We start from the raw sequence: 15,627 nt of genomic DNA, 5'->3' as shown, positions 1-15,627 counted from the left end.
ACTTTAATTATACAGAAGGTCATGGATTGTTGCGACTTGTCTTCATGCTATAATAAAATTATATTATGTAATTTTAAAGGAGCTGACTCATTATGAAAAAAATGAACGTTGAGAGTTTCAATTTAGATCATACAAAAGTTGCTGCACCTTATATTAGACTTGCAGGTACAAGTGAAGGTGAACACGGTGATGTAATCTACAAGTACGATATCCGCTTTTGCCAGCCAAATAAGGAACACATGGATATGCCTGCCCTACATTCCATCGAGCATTTAATGGCTGAAAATATTCGTAATCATCACGACCGTGTGGTTGATTTAAGCCCGATGGGCTGCCAGACTGGTTTTTATTTATCAGTCTTAAATGATGATGATAAGAATGGCATTGAAAATGTGATGGAGAAAACATTAAATGATGTTTTAGAAGCTAAAGAAGTACCCGCTTGTAATGAAGTACAGTGCGGTTGGGCAGCGAGTCATAGCTTAGAAGGTGCTAAGGAAATCGCTCAAAAAATGTTAGCTGACAGAAATGAATGGGGTACAGTTTTCGCTGAATAGACACACTTTTAGGCCGCTCTTTACCTAGAGTGGCTTTTTTTATTTACATCAGTTAAAGTGACGGTTAAGATAAGTTGAATAAGGATATTAGAAAGAGGTCTTACTATGATTACACCTATATGGTTAATGTGGATGATTACGCCTGTGGCATTTATCTTCATTCCATTCAAATTATTGATTGATTGGTTTTTAATCTACCTACCACTCGGTAAAGAATATAATCGTAAAGAAATTACAGTCAAAGCATCATGGAAAATTTGGTTAACCGACATAGGTGCTCACCTTTTAGCGACTGGTTTACTATATGCGACACTCTATATCGACCCACTGTTTAGATCAAATCCGTCATCTTTTGATGAAGTTAAAGAGATAAGTAATAATACACCTGACTGGATTGTCGGCTTATTTGAAGGATTGATTGCTAATCCATTCGACAGCATCTTCAGTGCTGCTGTAGTTTTAATTCTATTTTTAGTTCTTATCCTAGGGCAATACCAGCTTACAAAGAAAGTCTATGCTAAATATATCCAAGACGATAAGCAAATTATCAAATCGAGCATTATTTCTACGTTCGCTATGGCACCTTGGATTATTTTAATTCCAACTGCCTTGTTTACATCTATAGTATAGAAACATATTAAAGCCCCCTTTCTTCAATTTAATTTGGAGAAAAAGGGGGCTTGTTTTTATTATGCGAAATCATTTATTTTCTGAGTTCATGAGGGACGTCTTACTTCTTCGCACTTTCCATCTTCTCGAGTACCTTATCTAGCGTTGGCATGGCTGCTTGGGCTCCAAATGATTCAACACTGATTGATGCTGCAACATTGGCAAAGTTACAACTTTCCTCAAGTGATTTCCCTTGTGCAATATAAGACACGAAGGCACCGTTGAAGCAGTCACCAGCGCCTGTGGTATCGACTACTTTTGCTTTCATCGTGGGCACGGTAACCTTATATGCATCTACTGTGTAATAACATCCTTTACTTCCACTTGTAACCACAAATTTGTGAGCATAGTTATGAAGTAATCCTGGATGTGCCTCAGCAAGTTGAGTCAGTTCAATTTGATTTGGTGTAATGTATGTGCTGTGTTCTAAAATTTTGTCTGTCAACGCTTGTGCGGGTGCTGGATTCACCACTAGGTCAATTTTATTTTCACCACAAACTTCAGCAACATAGTCAACTGTTTCCATTGGAATCTCCAACTGAGTAACGACCATATCACTGTTTAGAATCGCTTCTTTGTGCTTATCAATCACTTCTTTTGTCATAGATGCATTGGCCCCTGGCACAATAATAATCGTGTTATCCATGGGATTTACTGTAATCATGGCGATGCCACTTTCCTTATCACCTATCATTTCAATATTCTCTACGTTAATGCCTTCATTTTTTAAATTGGCAATCATTTCTTGGCCGAAAACATCATTTCCTACTCTGCCGATAAAGGTCACATCACAGCCAAGACGGGCTGCAGCGACGGCTTGGTTGGCACCTTTACCACCACATAGGGTTGAAAATTTCTGACCAGTAAGTGTTTCTCCGATTTCTGGGTGTCGTTCTGAGGTAACGACTAAATCCATATTTAAACTGCCGATTATTGTAACTTTTGGCCCAGTCATGATTCATTTACCTCCAAGGTTTTAAAGATTCTCTAATTTATCTAATAAGATTTTCTGAAATTTATCAAGCTCAAGGTCTGTTAATAAGGTGACATTGCGACCTTCTTCTGGCGCTGTATGTCTGAGGTCGCATACGGTCATACCACGGTTAATGCCATCCGTACAGTCAACATCAACACTGACTTGTTGTCCTGTAAAGATCTCAGGGTTTGTTATATAGATGATTGCAACAACATCATGGATATGAACGAGATCACTATTAATGTAAGCCGGTGAGTCAAAGTAGAAATTCAACATATCACCAAAGGCGTGTTGAATTTTCTTATCACTATCGTATAATTCCTTCACTTGTTCACGGTTTAAACCACTTTTATGCGTCACATCTAAACCACACATTACTATAGGAAGATTAGAATCGAAGACCATTTTGGCAGCTTCAGGGTCTCCCCATATATTAAATTCAGCTGTCGGGGTTCTATTGCCGTAAGTACCTCCACCCATGATTACAATTTTTTCTATTTTGTTATTTACCTCTGGGAAGACTTTTAACAGTAAAGCAATGTTGGTTAAAGGACCAACTGGTACAAGGGTCATTTTTTCACCCTCTGGTAAGTTCATGATTGTATCTCTCATGAAGACTATTGGATTTCCTGGCTCTACAGTTTTAGATGTTTTTGGTAATACTGTATCACCTAAGCCTGTTGTTCCATGAACATGTCCAGCATCTACTTTTTCACGCGTTAAGGGACCGACTTGTCCACTGACTACAGGAACATCTAAATTTAAGAAATCCGTTAAAAGCAGTGCATTATTTGTGACTCTCTCAATTGTTTGATTGCCTGCAACAGTCGAAATTCCATGAACGTTAAGAACATCTTGACTTGCAGCACAGGCTGCGATTGCGATTGCATCATCGATTCCCGGATCACAGTCTATCCATAAGTTTGTTTTTGTCATAATTACACCTCACCATAAGATTCTAATACTGCCTCAAAGACATTCCAAAATTCATCTTGATCTACTGACCAAGCAAAATGTGTATTCGCTTGTAATCCAGTGACATTTAATTTATCGACAGCAGTCATACCATAAGAAAATTCACCTTTAATTTCAATGCTGACATTGAGATGCTGCATTTCAAAGAGTTCAGGTTTCATTAAATACATTGTTGTACATGCATCGTGAATAGGCCCACCATTAAAACCGAAGTGATCTTTATAGGCTTGGCCAAAGAAGATGAGTAATTCTTTGACGAATTGTGCGATTTCGTTATCGATCTTACCGACACGTTCAACAATATCTGGAGTAGCAATTACCTGATGTGTGACATCTAGGCCAAACATAGCAATCGGAATGCCACTTTCAAAAACCACCTTAGCCGCTTCTGCATCGACATAAATATTAAACTCTGCAGCTGGTGTCCAGTTGCCGAAGGTTCCGCCACCCATCAAAACAATTTCATCGATGTTTTCTTTGATTTCTAGTGCTTTTATTAGAGCCATTGCAATATTCGTTAATGGACCTGTTGGCACAAGCGTCACTTTCTCTTTTGAGCGTTTAACTTGGTCAATGATAAAGTCAACAGCGTGGCCTTCTTTCACCCTCATCGTTGGTTCTGGTAATTCAGGGCCATCCATACCTGTGTCCCCATGAATTTCCGGAGCAATTTCTGACTGTTTCACTAGTGGGCGCTCTGCACCTTGAACGACTGGTACTTCTAATTTCAAAAGTTCAGAGACTTTCAGTGCATTTTGTGTATTCTTTTCAACTTCTACATTACCTGCAACAGTCGTAATACCTAAAATATTTAAATCACTTTTCTTAGATGCTGCAATAATTATAGATACTGCATCATCATGTCCTGGGTCACAATCTAAAATTACATTCCTCATTATAATCTCTCCATTTTTTCTTTTTTATATAGTATGAGCCGATTAATTTTTATAATAATACACAGCAAGCTGTGTTCGGTCTCTTAAATCAAGTTTTGTTAACATCTGTGAGATATAATTTCTTACTGTACCCTCACTTAGATATAAGCGTTCTGATATTTCTTTATTATTTAAACCTTCTGCTACCAGTTCAATAATATCCTGTTCACGCGTGGATAATTCACCGAGAGACTTGGATGTCGACGTTGCCGACATATTTTTAACGATATTACTATCAAATACCATATTACCGGATAAGACAGCATCTATGGCTGGAATAATACCTGTTAAGTTATCCTTTAGTAAATAACCCTTACAGCCCATACCAAGTGATTGATGAATATATTCATCATCCTTAAATGTTGTTATCAAAAGTATCTTGGCATCACTGAATTCTTCTAAGATTTCTTGACTCGCTTCTAAACCGGACTTATTTCTCATTCTAATATCTGTCATTAACAAATCAGGTTGATAAGTTCGATACAATTCAATAGCTTCCTGACCATCTGAACCTGTCCCTATTACTTCATAGTTAGAATTATTGACGATTGTCGATAAGGCAGATACGACTAATGGATCATCATCAACGATTATTATCTTCATCTAGTTAGCCCCCTCCTTATAAAAAATCGCATGGACGGTAAAACCTTGGTCGTTGAATGTGTTTAGTACTCCTCCATATTTCATTACTACTTCTTTCATTGTTTGAATACCCATACCCTTATTCGGCACAGCCTCCGATGTCCCATTATCTTTGATTGTCATAGTTAAATACTTCGGATGTTCCTTGATAATCACACTAATTTCGTCACCATTTGAATGTTTAGTGATATTGGTAAGAGACTCCCGTACAATGGCCAAAATATCGATTTTTTCTTCTTGCTTAAATTCTCGATTAACATCAAAAACGAAATGTGTTTCGAAATTTTCCATGTCACTTAAATACTGTTCAATTCTTGCCTCGATATCAATCGAAGTATCATACAGATGATGAATACTATGGCGTATGTCGTTCATTCCCGTCTTTAAGCGGTCTTGTAGCATCTTTAATGATTGCTTTAATTCCGCTTCATCATTGACGAATTGTAGAGATTCAATTAATAGAATACTCGATGATAAAGAGTGTCCGAGCGCATCATGCATGTCTCTTGCAATCCGATTTCTTTCATTTAATCCCGCTAAGTATATGTCTTTTTCATGGTTTTTCATGAGTTCATTACGCTGAGCCCTTAGTCTAATATTATCCTCGGTGAGCTGGTCTCTCATATTTCTGTTCTCTTTTGTTCTTCTTTCTAATTTTAATGATAAAAAAGATAGGTACATCAGTAATACACTAAATATTAAAAGAACCCATTCCGAAAGTAAGAAGAGTGGGATGAATCCAACGATACTGTAAGGGCCGACAAGTTGTAAGAGCACATAAATCGCCCCTGGAATAAAGTAAACGAAATGTGTGTCCAAAATTAACAGCATAAACATGATGATAACAGAGAAATAGGCTATGTATGTTGTCTTAAATACATCTGATACAAAAAATAGTATAAATGACACAAGTACGATAATCACTGATGCTTCACTTTCAGCATACAGATAATAAATCAGTAAGATCAAAAAAGTCATCATCTTTTCATTTAAGTTTCCCACCGTTTCACCTCACAATATGACATTTGTCACTTGATATCATGACCAAAGACACTAACAGAAGATTCATTCCTATTATAAACTTAAATTAATCAATATTACACAGGGAGGAAATATTATGATTTCTGTCGACAAGGTCGTTAAACGCTATAAGGATGTTATTGCATTAGACCATTTTTCATTTCATGCAGGAAAAAATGAAATTGTAGGCTTACTCGGTCCGAACGGTTGTGGTAAAACAACTGCAATTAATTGCATGTTATCCCTCCTAAAATTCGATCAAGGTACGATTGAATTATTTGGACAGCCTGTAAATCCAAATAATAATAAAACAAAAGCGAGAATTGGGATCGTGCCACAAGAACTCGCTATTTTTGAAAAACTAAATGTCGTAGAAAACGTCGATTTCTTCTGTGGGCTGTATGTAAAAAATCCAGCGAAACGAAAAGAACTAGTCGATGAAGCCATTAACTTTGTAGGACTTGAAAAATATAGAAAGTTTACCCCAGGTCACCTATCAGGTGGTTTGAAGCGTCGCCTTAATATCGCCTGTGGTATCGCACATAAGCCGGATATCTTATTTTTAGATGAACCGACTGTCGCCGTCGATGCCCAGAGTCGTAATTTCATTTTAGATGGCGTAAAAAAGATGAAGGATCAGGGCACAACAGTGATATATACAACCCACTATTTAGAAGAGGCAGAAGACCTATGTGATTCGTTTGTCATCATGGATAATGGGCGAAATATTGCTGCTGGTTCTTTAGAAGACTTACAGAATTCTATATCCACTACAGAAAGTATCACCGTTAAGTTCATCTCAGAACCAGACAATCTAAAGGAATTGTTGGAGAATATTAAAAACGTCAATCAAGTCATTAAATCCAACAATACCTATAACATCCAATTCGATAAAAACAATAACAATCTAACGAATTTGATTCACTTTATCGAAGAAAATTCTCTGACTTATACAGAAATACGAAGTGAACAACCATCTCTAAGTAATATCTTCCTGGAGCTAACAGGTAAGGAGTTGAGGGACTAATGAATCTCTTACGTTTAACCAAGTATTTACTGTTAATTAACTTTAAGGATTTCGGCTTCCTTTTTTGGACGATTGCTTATCCTCTCGTCTTGGTAACAATATTCATGGCAACCACAGCTAACCTTGGTAGTAATGAGCTATCTGACATTGATGTCGGCGTCGACAGTCAATATGAATATACTGCTGTCTTAGAAGAAATTGAATTTATAAATGTTCAAGAGATGACCGAGTCAAATGCACGAACCGACTTATCTGACGAAGCAATCACTGGATATATTAGTTCAGATGGAAGCCTTCTTGTAGAAGGTAGTGGTTTTGAACAAACCGTCTTAGAATCTGTTTTAAATCAAGTTCACCAAACTGGTACACTCGGAGTTTCACCAGAAAACTTTAATTATGAAACTGACTTTATTCAAACAACGGATATGGATACTGAGCCTCAAGTGGTAATGTTCTACTCGACGATAGCAATGATTTCACTCTATACCATGTTCACGAGTATGGAGCTTATTTCATCGATGAGACCGAACCTGTCTACTATGGGTGCCAGATTTTCTGCCAGCCCATTTTCTAAGTCGCTCTATATTTTAGCAAGTTCACTAGCCTCTCTCGTGTTAGGACTGTTTTCATCAGGAATTGTCATCGGCTTCTTGATGATATTCTATCAAGATAATTTGTTTAATAATCTACCTGCAACACTTGGAATCGTGCTTGCCGCGAACTTTGCCGGTCTAGGATTAGGTTACATTATCGGTTTAACACCGAAAGTAAATATAAATGTGAAATCTATCTTCCCTGTCGTACTCATTGTTGGCCTAGCATTTCTAGCGGGTCTTATGGGTCCTGGCTTAAGAGGCATGATCAATCAACAAGCACCTTTGATTAACCAGCTTAATCCACTTGCACACATTACTGATTCGATTTACCGAGTCAATTTGATGGGGAATTTTGATGGCTATTGGATGACTATTTTGTACCTTGTTGGTATCACTCTTGTCTCAGCCTTGATTACACTTGTCGCTTTAAGGAGGAAACAATATGACAATATTTAGAGTAATTCTCCTACACTTTTGGAAGTATAAGTGGCTGATCTTGCCACTTGCTATCGTGTTCTTCTTAATTGCAGCGATGTTCAGTCAATTTTCTGATCAAGGAGAGTTCGAATCACAGTCACTTAGAATCACTGTCGTTGATTATTCAGAATCTGAAAGTTCAGAGGCTTTAATCGATTATTTAGAACATGGCAATCAAGTAGAAGTTGTCAATGACAAAGCACGTTCAACATTAGAAGAAGCGGTGTTCCTTTCAGAAATTCACGGGGCGATTATTATTGATCCTAACTTTGAGGACCTCGTTCAACAAGGTGATGCTGCAGTTGAAATCATTAGTGATGAACGAGCGACAGCAAGTACTCAATTAGAGACCGAGATATCAAAAGTACTCATGTTCATGAATGCGCAATATAACGAATTAGGTCAACTCGATACAGAACAACTCGATACAGCATTAAATGAAAGAGTTGAAGTGTCTTTAAATGATGATGGCTTAGCAAGCAGTGAAGAAAACTATAACAATGCTGCTGCTTATTCTAACTTTGCTGCTTACTGGCTTATGTTACTGTTGATGTTAACGATCGGTAACTTGATGTCTGAGTACAATAAACCAGAGTTACAAAAGCGTATTATTGCAGCACCAGTATCATCTACCTCTAGCGCCATTCAAATTTTATCCAGTCAGTCTCTTGTCGGTATATTTGCAACACTCATCATGTTCTTTGGACTCGTCGGTTTATATTATGACCGTTTAGATGGTATACCACTAGGTAAGATACTCGTCGCTCTACTATTGATTACGCTATTTACACTCGCCATGCAATTTGCCATTAATGCACTGACAACAAACCGCTTCATGGTCAATGGGCTCGCGAATCTAATCACCCTAGGATTAGCCTTTATGTCAGGTATATTCGTACCAATAGAATTGTTCGGAGATACTGCAAGACGAGTCGCAGAGTTCCTACCGCTTTACCACTATACACAGATTTACGGTGCCTCAGACATCACTTGGTCAGAGACCATACCGTCAATCGCAGTGTTGCTCCTATACACTGTAGCTTTCTTGATTATTGGAATTATTTTCAACAATCAACGGAAAAGTACACAGTTATGATGAAGTTATCAGGGTTAGGATAAAATTCCTAGCCCTTTTTTCTATAAGTCCACTGTATTCGGGTGAGTTGTGGAAATTTCTCCATGATTTTTCTATAAGTCGGTGGCTTCTACGGCACATGTAGAATTTTTGGTCACTTTTTTCTATAAGATGCTAGTTTTGATGATACTTATAGAACTTTAAACCCCTTTTTTCTATAAGACCCTAGTTTTGATGATACTTATAGAAAAAAGCGCACCGACTCCTTGGGAAGTATCGTCATCGTGAGTATTCAGGCTCACGTGACGCCCCAGGAAACGAAGTGCGCTTTTTATAATAGACTAGCAACCAAGCTATTTACTAAACAATTCATCTATAAATTCAACATCTTCTGGATCTAAGTCAATTTCTGCCGCTCTCATGTTTGCTTTAATTTGTTCACCTTTTTTAGCACCAGGAATAATCACATCTAATGATGGTCTAGTGAAGTAAAATGCAAGTACAATCTGTGCAACATCTTCACCGTATTTTTCTGCTAAGGATTTTAATTGATCAACTTTAGCCAAGTTCTCCTTAAACGTATCTTCCTGGTAGAACGGAAGGTTGGCTCTTAAGTCATCAAATTTTGTATTTTCATCATACTTCCCTGCTAACAAGCCTGCAGCTAAGGGGAAGAAAGGAATGAAGGTAATGTTGTTATCTGCAGTATATTGTAAAATTCTATCCTCTGCTTCTCTATTAAAGAGATTATATTCATTTTGAATGACGTCCACATAACCATCTTGGTTCGCTTCTTTAAGTTGTTCTAAAGAAAAATTTGAGACGCCAATCGCCTTAATTCTTCCTTGTTCTTTTAATTCTTGTAAGGCTGAGACTGCCTCATTTTTCGGTGTTTTATCGTCAGGATTGTGAATATAAAATAAATCTATATAATCAGTGTCTAATCTTTCTAGCGCTTCATCTACGGCTTGACGAAAAAATTCTGGTGAATTATCAACAAACATTTCTCCGTTGTCATCATAGTTCTGTGCTGCTTTAGTCGCAACAACAATATCTTCACGATTATATTCTTTTAATACTTCACCAATTAGTTCCTCAGAACGCTTAGGGCCATATATAAAAGCGGTGTCTAACATAGTTACGCCTGCATCAATTGCTTCTCTAACTGTATTTTTCCCCGCTTCTTCATCAACATCTTTGTATAGGTTATGTCCACCTACAAAGTTTGTCCCAAGTGCAATTGGGTGTACAGCAACTTCTGATTTACCTAATGAAACGAATTCTGCCATGAGTGTACCTCCTAAGTTTTGTGTGAATCATTAATGCTACTTTCATCCTAACTGAAATTTGCTTAAAGGTTAAAGATTTGAACTTGCAGTTAAGCGCTTTTTTTAGCATACTATAAAGGAGTGTAAAACTTTTAAAGGAGTGATATTTAATGAATCAAGAACAGCTTGATAAAGTAAAACAAGGAAACGGCTTTATAGCTGCCTTAGACCAAAGTGGCGGAAGTACACCTAAAGCATTAAAAGCTTATGGTGTCGATGAAAGCCAGTACTCTAATGAAAATGAAATGTTCGACCTTGTACATGAAATGCGTACACGTATTGTCACTTCACCTTCATTTACTTCTGATAAAGTTCTAGGTGCGATCCTTTTCGAACAGACAATAGACCGTGAAGTTGAAGGTGAATACACAGGAAATTATTTAGCAAACAAAGGTGTTGTACCTTTCTTAAAAGTCGACAAGGGCTTAGCTGACGAAAAGAATGGCGTACAGTTAATGAAACCTATGCCGGACCTTGAAGATTTACTAGCGCGTGCAAATGACCGTAACATCTTCGGTACAAAAATGCGCTCTAACATCCTTTCAGCAAATGAAGCAGGCATTAAGTCAATTGTTGACCAGCAGTTTGAAGTGGGTAAACAAATTATTGCTGCTGGCTTAGTGCCAATCATTGAGCCTGAAGTTAACATTCATGCTGAAGACAAAAAAGAGATCGAAGAAATCTTAAACAGAGAAATCTTACAACAATTAGACACACTTGCTGAAGATGAGTTAGTGATGTTGAAATTGACAATCCCAACAGTTGCGGATCAGTACAAAGCATTAGTTGATCACCCTAATGTGATTCGTGTTGTTGCCTTATCTGGTGGATATAGTCGTGACGAAGCAAACGAATTACTAAAAGAAAACCACGGTGTGATTGCCAGCTTCTCACGTGCACTTTCTAGTGATTTACGTGCGGACCAATCAGATGAAGAATTTGATGCGAAACTTGCTGAAGCAATCGATTCAATCTACGATGCATCAGTAAATAAAAAATAATATTAAAAAAAGACAATGGTAGCTACCATTGTCTTTTTTATAAAGGAGAATCCATTGATGAAAGGATTATTAAATATTGATTACACCTATGACTTTGTTGCAGATGACGGGAAGCTCACAGCCGGTAAACCCGCACAAGATGTACACGATGCGCTTGTAAAAATTACTAAGGATTTTATCGACAATGGTGACTATATAATCTTTGCAATTGATGCGCATGAAGCAGATGATACCTATCATCCAGAAACCAAGCTTTTCCCACCCCACAATATCATTGGTACAAGTGGTCGTGACTTATACGGGGAGCTAGAAGTACTGTATCAGGAAAACAAAGATAAGGATAACGTCTACTATACCGATAAAACCCGCTACTCCGCTTTTGTTGGTACAGATGTAGAGCTGCGTTTGAAAGCTCGGGGAATTACTGAACTGCATCTTGTTGGTGTGTGTACAGATATTTGTATTCTACACACAGCTATTGATGCCTATAACAAAGGCTTTGATATTGTCATTCATGAAGCTGCTGTTCAAAGTTTTAATGAAGATGGACATAAAGCTGCGTTGGATCACTTTAAGAATTCCTTAGGTGCAAAAATAATTTAAAACAGCTCGGTCTGGTGATATGTTACTGTTTTTGACAGCACTTATCACCATTTCTACTCTTTTCGGTAATAAGTCACCTTTATTTTTGACACTTATCACCATTTTTACTCTTTTCGGTGATAAGTCACCTTTATTTTTGGCACTTATCACCATTTTTACTCTTTTCGGTGATAAGTACTCATTAAATATAAATCAAAATGTCGATAGACCGAAAAATTCTTGTATTCTATATAAAATAGTCTTACCAAGTGAATCTTCAGCCTCTTCTTCATAATCTAAAGTGTATTCTGCCCCGTCATTATTCCAAAGTGTGTCGTAGTACGTCGTCACATGGGAAGAAAAGTCACTACCTTTTGGTGCAGTCACCATCATATTCGTCTCGAGGTTATAATCGTCTAAGTTTCGTCTCGTAAAATTAGCTGACCCACCATTAAATATGACTTCATCCTCTGCTTCTAACATTATAAATTTCGAATGATATTGCTCTCCACTCGATTTATACCAACGGATTTCTGGTGGATTTTCATAGGACATCAATTCATCTGCGACGGGTTTATTTGGCACCCCGTTCTTCTCATTACCGAAGGCATCTTTATTTATATCCAAAATCAACTTTACATTCACGTCACGGTCGAGTGCTGATTTCAACGCCTCAATAACATCACGGTCTGACAAATAAAACAGCCCAAGCTTCAGATGATCTTCAGAATCAGCCTCATCTATCATAGTCAAAATATTTTCTTTAATCTTACCTTCTGTCATGAATTTCACTTTGTATTCGCCAGTCTCATCTTCAGCTTCAAGCCCATCTTTAAAATCACTAAAGATTCGTGTATCTCCACCGCTAAAGTTCACGACAGCTCTTTCTGAATCTAGAAATTCTTCGATAATTGGTCCACTAGTCTTTAAAGCAATATTTGAATGATGTGCACTCGCATCGTGTGGGTTTAAGGAAGTTGCCAATACATCTTTCTCATTAATGACAACTTTTCTATGATTGGCTTTAAAGTTCAACATCTGTATATATGAACGAATATTAACTTCAGGGCCATCGGGCCTAAGCGCATTGGTCAGCCAAGCTTCTTTTGAGGTCCCAAAATGCTGTAAATACGAACGATAAACCCCTGAATAAATCGAGTTAGAGTCTCTGAGCTTAGATAAATCAGTATAGATAAGGTTGATACCCGCTTCTTCAAGAGCAGCCAGGTGATCAGGTGTATAGGTTCCATAAAATGTATTGATCGGATCTGTTATGAAAACAATTTCTAAGTCTGGATTTTTATTCTTTTTTTCAATTAGTTTGTTTGCTAAGTCTTGTGACAATGTAGGAAAATCTAAAGTTTCATGATTATAATCATCATTGAATAAAAACATATCTATAACTAAGAAGTCTTCTGCCTCATCAATCATCTGGTAAATCTCATCAATAATTTGTTGCTTGGACTGTGACTCACCTTCAGCATTCATCAAAGTAATGTCATACAAAAAATTCACATCATCAGTTTGATAGACTTCTGATTCATAGGAAACACCATTTGGAACCGGCATAAAATGGCGAGCTGTCATCACTACTAAGGGGATGAGCACGATAAATAACAAAACGATGTACAAGACGTAACGCTTTTTCATAAGTCACCTCATCTGAGTCATTCACTCATTAATGACGCCCCAACATGATATAATATAAACTACCAATTTTAAGGAGCTTAAATTCGTGAATATCAATGTATTATATGAAGATAATCATCTGTTGATTGTCGACAAGCCTGTTAATATACCTGTTCAAGCGGACTCTTCAGAAGATGAAGATCTCTTAACTCTATTAAAAGCATATATAAAAGAAAAATACAATAAGCCTGGAGATGTTTTTTTTAGGTCTAGTACACCGTCTAGACCGTCCCGTTGGTGGTGCGATTGTGTTTGCAAGAACATCTAAAGCTGCATCCAGACTATCAAATGAAGTACGTTTGCATAAGTTAGAACGTGAATACCATGCGGTAGTTGAAGGTACTTTGAATCAGAAAAAAGGGACCTTAACGAATTATCTCTTCAAAAACCAGGCAAAAAATATTTCAAAAGTTGTACACAAAAACCACAAAAATACCAAAGAGGCAAAACTGGACTATGAAGTCAAAGAGGCAGTAGATGGTTTATCTTTAGTTAAAGTAAAACTACACACAGGTCGATCACATCAAATTAGGGTCCAATTGTCCCATGCAGGCCACCCATTAATTGGCGATCAAAAATACAATAAAAATGCTGAAGCTGGAAGACAGATAGCCTTATATTCAACTTACTTAAAAGTGAAGCACCCAACAAAAGATGAATATATTGAGGTTAGCTGTCAGCCGCCTAGAACCTATCCATGGAGTGAGTTTAATGTGTTTAATTAATTTTAATATTGGCGCACACCCTAAATATAAGATGATTATTGCAGCCAATCGTGATGAGTCCTATGAACGACCAACGTCACAAATTGCTTGGTGGGATGATCATCCAAATATTTTTGGTGGTCGGGATTTAAAAGCAAATGGGACCTGGCTTGCGGTCACAAAATCAGGTAAAATAGGAGCATTGACTAATATTCGTAATGTCGAAGAAATGACCAAGATTGCTGACAAGTCTCGTGGTGAATTGATTGTTAATTATCTGTTATCAAACCAAAATGGTGAAGAATATTTAAATCAATTAAAGTATAAAAAAGAAGATTATGCTGGCTATAACCTACTCGTTGGAGACACTGACCGTCTCTACTATATGAACAACTATCAGTACGATATCAGTGAAGTGACACCTGGTACCCATGGGCTGTCCAATGAATTCCTTAATAGCCCATGGCCAAAAGTTTTAATCGGTAAAGTCGAACTGGACAAAGTACTTACCGATGATGACATTGATGTCGAAGCATTGTTTACATTACTCGGCAATACTAGAGAAGCATCAGATGATCAAGTCCAACAAACAGGTGTGGACTTTGAATTAGAGAAACAACTCTCACCATTATTCATCAATATTCCAGATTTTGAATATGGTACAAGATGTTCTTCAGTCATTCTTGTTGATCACGATGATAATATAACTTTTATCGAGCGGACTTTCTATAAAGGTCAGCAAACTGGTGAAAGAAAAGAAACGATTATAGTCAAAAAATAATACACAGGTTCGCAAACTCCCTGTCAAAAAAACTAAGGAGATTTACCATTATGAACGTAAGAGACATGGCAATAAACGCCGTCTTAGCTGCAATTTATGTTGCACTCACAGTCATCAACCCTATCGGTACTGGTGCTATTCAACTGAGAGTCAGTGAGATTCTCTGTGTCATTCCATTTTTTAACCGCAAATACATCCCAGGTATTTTATTAGGTTTAGCAATTGCTAATGCCTTTTCTAGCTTAGGTCTTATAGATGTTGCTGTCGGTTTAGTAATCGGAATCATCGCGTACACGATTTCATATTTCGTTAAAAATGTATGGCTCAACGCCGTACAATATTCTATACTTTCCGGACTAATTGTCGCTCTAGCACTTTACCTAGTGCTTGGCATTCCATATTGGTTCAGTGTCATGACTGTCGGTGCTTCTACACTGATTATGACGCTAATTGGAACCTTCATATTTAAGAAGTTTGGCGATAGAATCTTGCCAGAATAATAATGAGTAGCCCTTGATCACATGTGATCAAGGGTTTTTTTGTCTATTGGCTAGTATTTTCGGCATGCCCAATAGAATTTTCACCCTCTTTTG

16 protein-coding genes, 1 pseudogene and 1 riboswitch are annotated in these 15,627 nt (G+C 37.4%); of the genes and pseudogenes, 10 read left to right on the top strand and 7 right to left on the bottom strand.

What is annotated here, in order from left to right; genetic code table 11:
• Positions 1-92: 92 nt before the first annotated feature.
• Positions 93-557: an S-ribosylhomocysteine lyase gene (locus tag JEM45_RS10120; RefSeq protein ID WP_026866747.1), complete on the top strand. Its 465-nt coding sequence runs from the start codon at positions 93-95 to the stop codon at positions 555-557.
• Positions 558-662: 105 nt separating this feature from the next.
• A complete protein-coding gene (locus JEM45_RS10115; RefSeq protein ID WP_198687423.1) occupies positions 663-1,187 on the top strand; it encodes a hypothetical protein in 525 nt (174 codons plus the stop codon).
• Between the two features lie 100 nt (positions 1,188-1,287).
• On the opposite strand, the gene rbsK is transcribed toward JEM45_RS10115, so the two are convergent.
• The 5 genes from rbsK to JEM45_RS10090 are packed head-to-tail and all read right to left on the bottom strand — an operon-like array spanning position 1,288 to position 5,756.
• Positions 1,288-2,181: a ribokinase gene (gene rbsK, locus JEM45_RS10110; protein ID WP_026866745.1), complete on the bottom strand. Its 894-nt coding sequence runs from the start codon at positions 2,179-2,181 to the stop codon at positions 1,288-1,290.
• Between the two features lie 21 nt (positions 2,182-2,202).
• Entirely contained in the window at positions 2,203-3,138 is a 936-nt protein-coding gene (locus tag JEM45_RS10105; RefSeq protein ID WP_166627080.1) for a nucleoside hydrolase, read from the bottom strand.
• 2 nt (positions 3,139-3,140) lie between these two features.
• The gene (locus tag JEM45_RS10100) at positions 3,141-4,073 is read right to left on the bottom strand and encodes a nucleoside hydrolase (protein WP_198687422.1); all 933 of its coding nucleotides are present in this window, start codon (positions 4,071-4,073) and stop codon (positions 3,141-3,143) included.
• A 42-nt stretch (positions 4,074-4,115) separates the two neighbouring features.
• Entirely contained in the window at positions 4,116-4,715 is a 600-nt protein-coding gene (locus JEM45_RS10095; protein WP_026866742.1) for a response regulator transcription factor, read from the bottom strand.
• Entirely contained in the window at positions 4,716-5,756 is a 1,041-nt protein-coding gene (locus JEM45_RS10090) for a sensor histidine kinase (RefSeq protein ID WP_166627081.1), read from the bottom strand.
• A 115-nt stretch (positions 5,757-5,871) separates the two neighbouring features.
• On the opposite strand from JEM45_RS10090, the gene JEM45_RS10085 reads away from it, so the two are divergent.
• The 3 genes from JEM45_RS10085 to JEM45_RS10075 are packed head-to-tail and all read left to right on the top strand — an operon-like array spanning position 5,872 to position 8,970.
• A complete protein-coding gene (locus tag JEM45_RS10085; RefSeq protein ID WP_156889148.1) occupies positions 5,872-6,801 on the top strand; it encodes an ABC transporter ATP-binding protein in 930 nt (309 codons plus the stop codon).
• Entirely contained in the window at positions 6,801-7,853 is a 1,053-nt protein-coding gene (locus JEM45_RS10080) for an ABC transporter permease (RefSeq protein WP_026866739.1), read from the top strand. The genes JEM45_RS10085 and JEM45_RS10080 overlap by 1 nt, the downstream gene beginning before the upstream one ends.
• Positions 7,840-8,970, top strand: coding sequence for an ABC transporter permease (locus JEM45_RS10075; RefSeq protein WP_026866738.1), 1,131 nt, complete (start codon positions 7,840-7,842; stop codon positions 8,968-8,970). The genes JEM45_RS10080 and JEM45_RS10075 overlap by 14 nt, the downstream gene beginning before the upstream one ends.
• Before the next feature lie 332 nt (positions 8,971-9,302).
• Here JEM45_RS10075 and JEM45_RS10070 read toward each other — a convergent pair whose 3' ends face one another.
• Positions 9,303-10,238 carry an aldo/keto reductase gene (locus JEM45_RS10070; protein ID WP_026866737.1) on the bottom strand — a complete coding sequence of 312 codons (936 nt, stop codon included), beginning with the start codon at positions 10,236-10,238 and terminating at the stop codon, positions 9,303-9,305.
• Between the two features lie 149 nt (positions 10,239-10,387).
• On the opposite strand from JEM45_RS10070, the gene JEM45_RS10065 reads away from it, so the two are divergent.
• The gene (locus tag JEM45_RS10065; protein ID WP_166627083.1) at positions 10,388-11,278 is read left to right on the top strand and encodes a fructose bisphosphate aldolase; all 891 of its coding nucleotides are present in this window, start codon (positions 10,388-10,390) and stop codon (positions 11,276-11,278) included.
• A 54-nt stretch (positions 11,279-11,332) separates the two neighbouring features.
• Entirely contained in the window at positions 11,333-11,881 is a 549-nt protein-coding gene (locus tag JEM45_RS10060; protein ID WP_026866735.1) for a cysteine hydrolase family protein, read from the top strand.
• A 192-nt stretch (positions 11,882-12,073) separates the two neighbouring features.
• On the opposite strand, the gene JEM45_RS10055 is transcribed toward JEM45_RS10060, so the two are convergent.
• Positions 12,074-13,510, bottom strand: coding sequence for a phospholipase D family protein (locus JEM45_RS10055; RefSeq protein ID WP_198687421.1), 1,437 nt, complete (start codon positions 13,508-13,510; stop codon positions 12,074-12,076).
• A gap of 85 nt (positions 13,511-13,595) precedes the next feature.
• Here JEM45_RS10055 and JEM45_RS10050 point away from each other — a divergent pair.
• The 3 genes and pseudogenes from JEM45_RS10050 to JEM45_RS10040 all read left to right on the top strand — a co-directional run bounded on the left by JEM45_RS10050 (position 13,596) and on the right by JEM45_RS10040 (position 15,534).
• A pseudogene (locus JEM45_RS10050) lies at positions 13,596-14,274 on the top strand (RluA family pseudouridine synthase).
• Complete coding sequence (locus JEM45_RS10045) at positions 14,261-15,034, top strand: NRDE family protein (protein WP_026866731.1); 774 nt, start codon at positions 14,261-14,263, stop codon at positions 15,032-15,034. Before JEM45_RS10050 ends, JEM45_RS10045 begins: the two are co-directional and overlap by 14 nt.
• Positions 15,033-15,076, top strand: a riboswitch (PreQ1 riboswitch). (Overlaps the previous gene by 2 nt.)
• 8 nt (positions 15,077-15,084) lie before the next feature.
• Complete coding sequence (locus JEM45_RS10040; RefSeq protein WP_026866730.1) at positions 15,085-15,534, top strand: QueT transporter family protein; 450 nt, start codon at positions 15,085-15,087, stop codon at positions 15,532-15,534.
• Positions 15,535-15,627: the final 93 nt, after the last annotated feature.

This window comes from Jeotgalicoccus sp. ATCC 8456, from assembly GCF_016313225.1.
Lineage (GTDB): Bacteria > Bacillota > Bacilli > Staphylococcales > Salinicoccaceae > Jeotgalicoccus > Jeotgalicoccus marinus.
The sequence above is the reverse complement of the archived record's forward strand: the minus strand, read 5'-3'. Positions and strand labels throughout refer to the sequence as shown.

What these genes read in the sequence shown, in the direction of transcription:
- JEM45_RS10120 (WP_026866747.1), top strand. Translation starts at nt 93, where the DNA reads ATGAAAAAAATGAACGTTGAGAGTTTCAATTTAGATCATACAAAAGTT.
- JEM45_RS10115 (WP_198687423.1), top strand. Translation starts at nt 663, where the DNA reads ATGATTACACCTATATGGTTAATGTGGATGATTACGCCTGTGGCATTT.
- rbsK (WP_026866745.1), bottom strand. Translation starts at nt 2,181, where the DNA reads ATGACTGGGCCAAAAGTTACAATAATCGGCAGTTTAAATATGGATTTA.
- JEM45_RS10105 (WP_166627080.1), bottom strand. Translation starts at nt 3,138, where the DNA reads ATGACAAAAACAAACTTATGGATAGACTGTGATCCGGGAATCGATGAT.
- JEM45_RS10100 (WP_198687422.1), bottom strand. Translation starts at nt 4,073, where the DNA reads ATGAGGAATGTAATTTTAGATTGTGACCCAGGACATGATGATGCAGTA.
- JEM45_RS10095 (WP_026866742.1), bottom strand. Translation starts at nt 4,715, where the DNA reads ATGAAGATAATAATCGTTGATGATGATCCATTAGTCGTATCTGCCTTA.
- JEM45_RS10085 (WP_156889148.1), top strand. Translation starts at nt 5,872, where the DNA reads ATGATTTCTGTCGACAAGGTCGTTAAACGCTATAAGGATGTTATTGCA.
- JEM45_RS10080 (WP_026866739.1), top strand. Translation starts at nt 6,801, where the DNA reads ATGAATCTCTTACGTTTAACCAAGTATTTACTGTTAATTAACTTTAAG.
- JEM45_RS10075 (WP_026866738.1), top strand. Translation starts at nt 7,840, where the DNA reads ATGACAATATTTAGAGTAATTCTCCTACACTTTTGGAAGTATAAGTGG.
- JEM45_RS10070 (WP_026866737.1), bottom strand. Translation starts at nt 10,238, where the DNA reads ATGGCAGAATTCGTTTCATTAGGTAAATCAGAAGTTGCTGTACACCCA.
- JEM45_RS10065 (WP_166627083.1), top strand. Translation starts at nt 10,388, where the DNA reads ATGAATCAAGAACAGCTTGATAAAGTAAAACAAGGAAACGGCTTTATA.
- JEM45_RS10055 (WP_198687421.1), bottom strand. Translation starts at nt 13,510, where the DNA reads ATGAAAAAGCGTTACGTCTTGTACATCGTTTTGTTATTTATCGTGCTC.
- JEM45_RS10045 (WP_026866731.1), top strand. Translation starts at nt 14,261, where the DNA reads ATGTGTTTAATTAATTTTAATATTGGCGCACACCCTAAATATAAGATG.
- JEM45_RS10040 (WP_026866730.1), top strand. Translation starts at nt 15,085, where the DNA reads ATGAACGTAAGAGACATGGCAATAAACGCCGTCTTAGCTGCAATTTAT.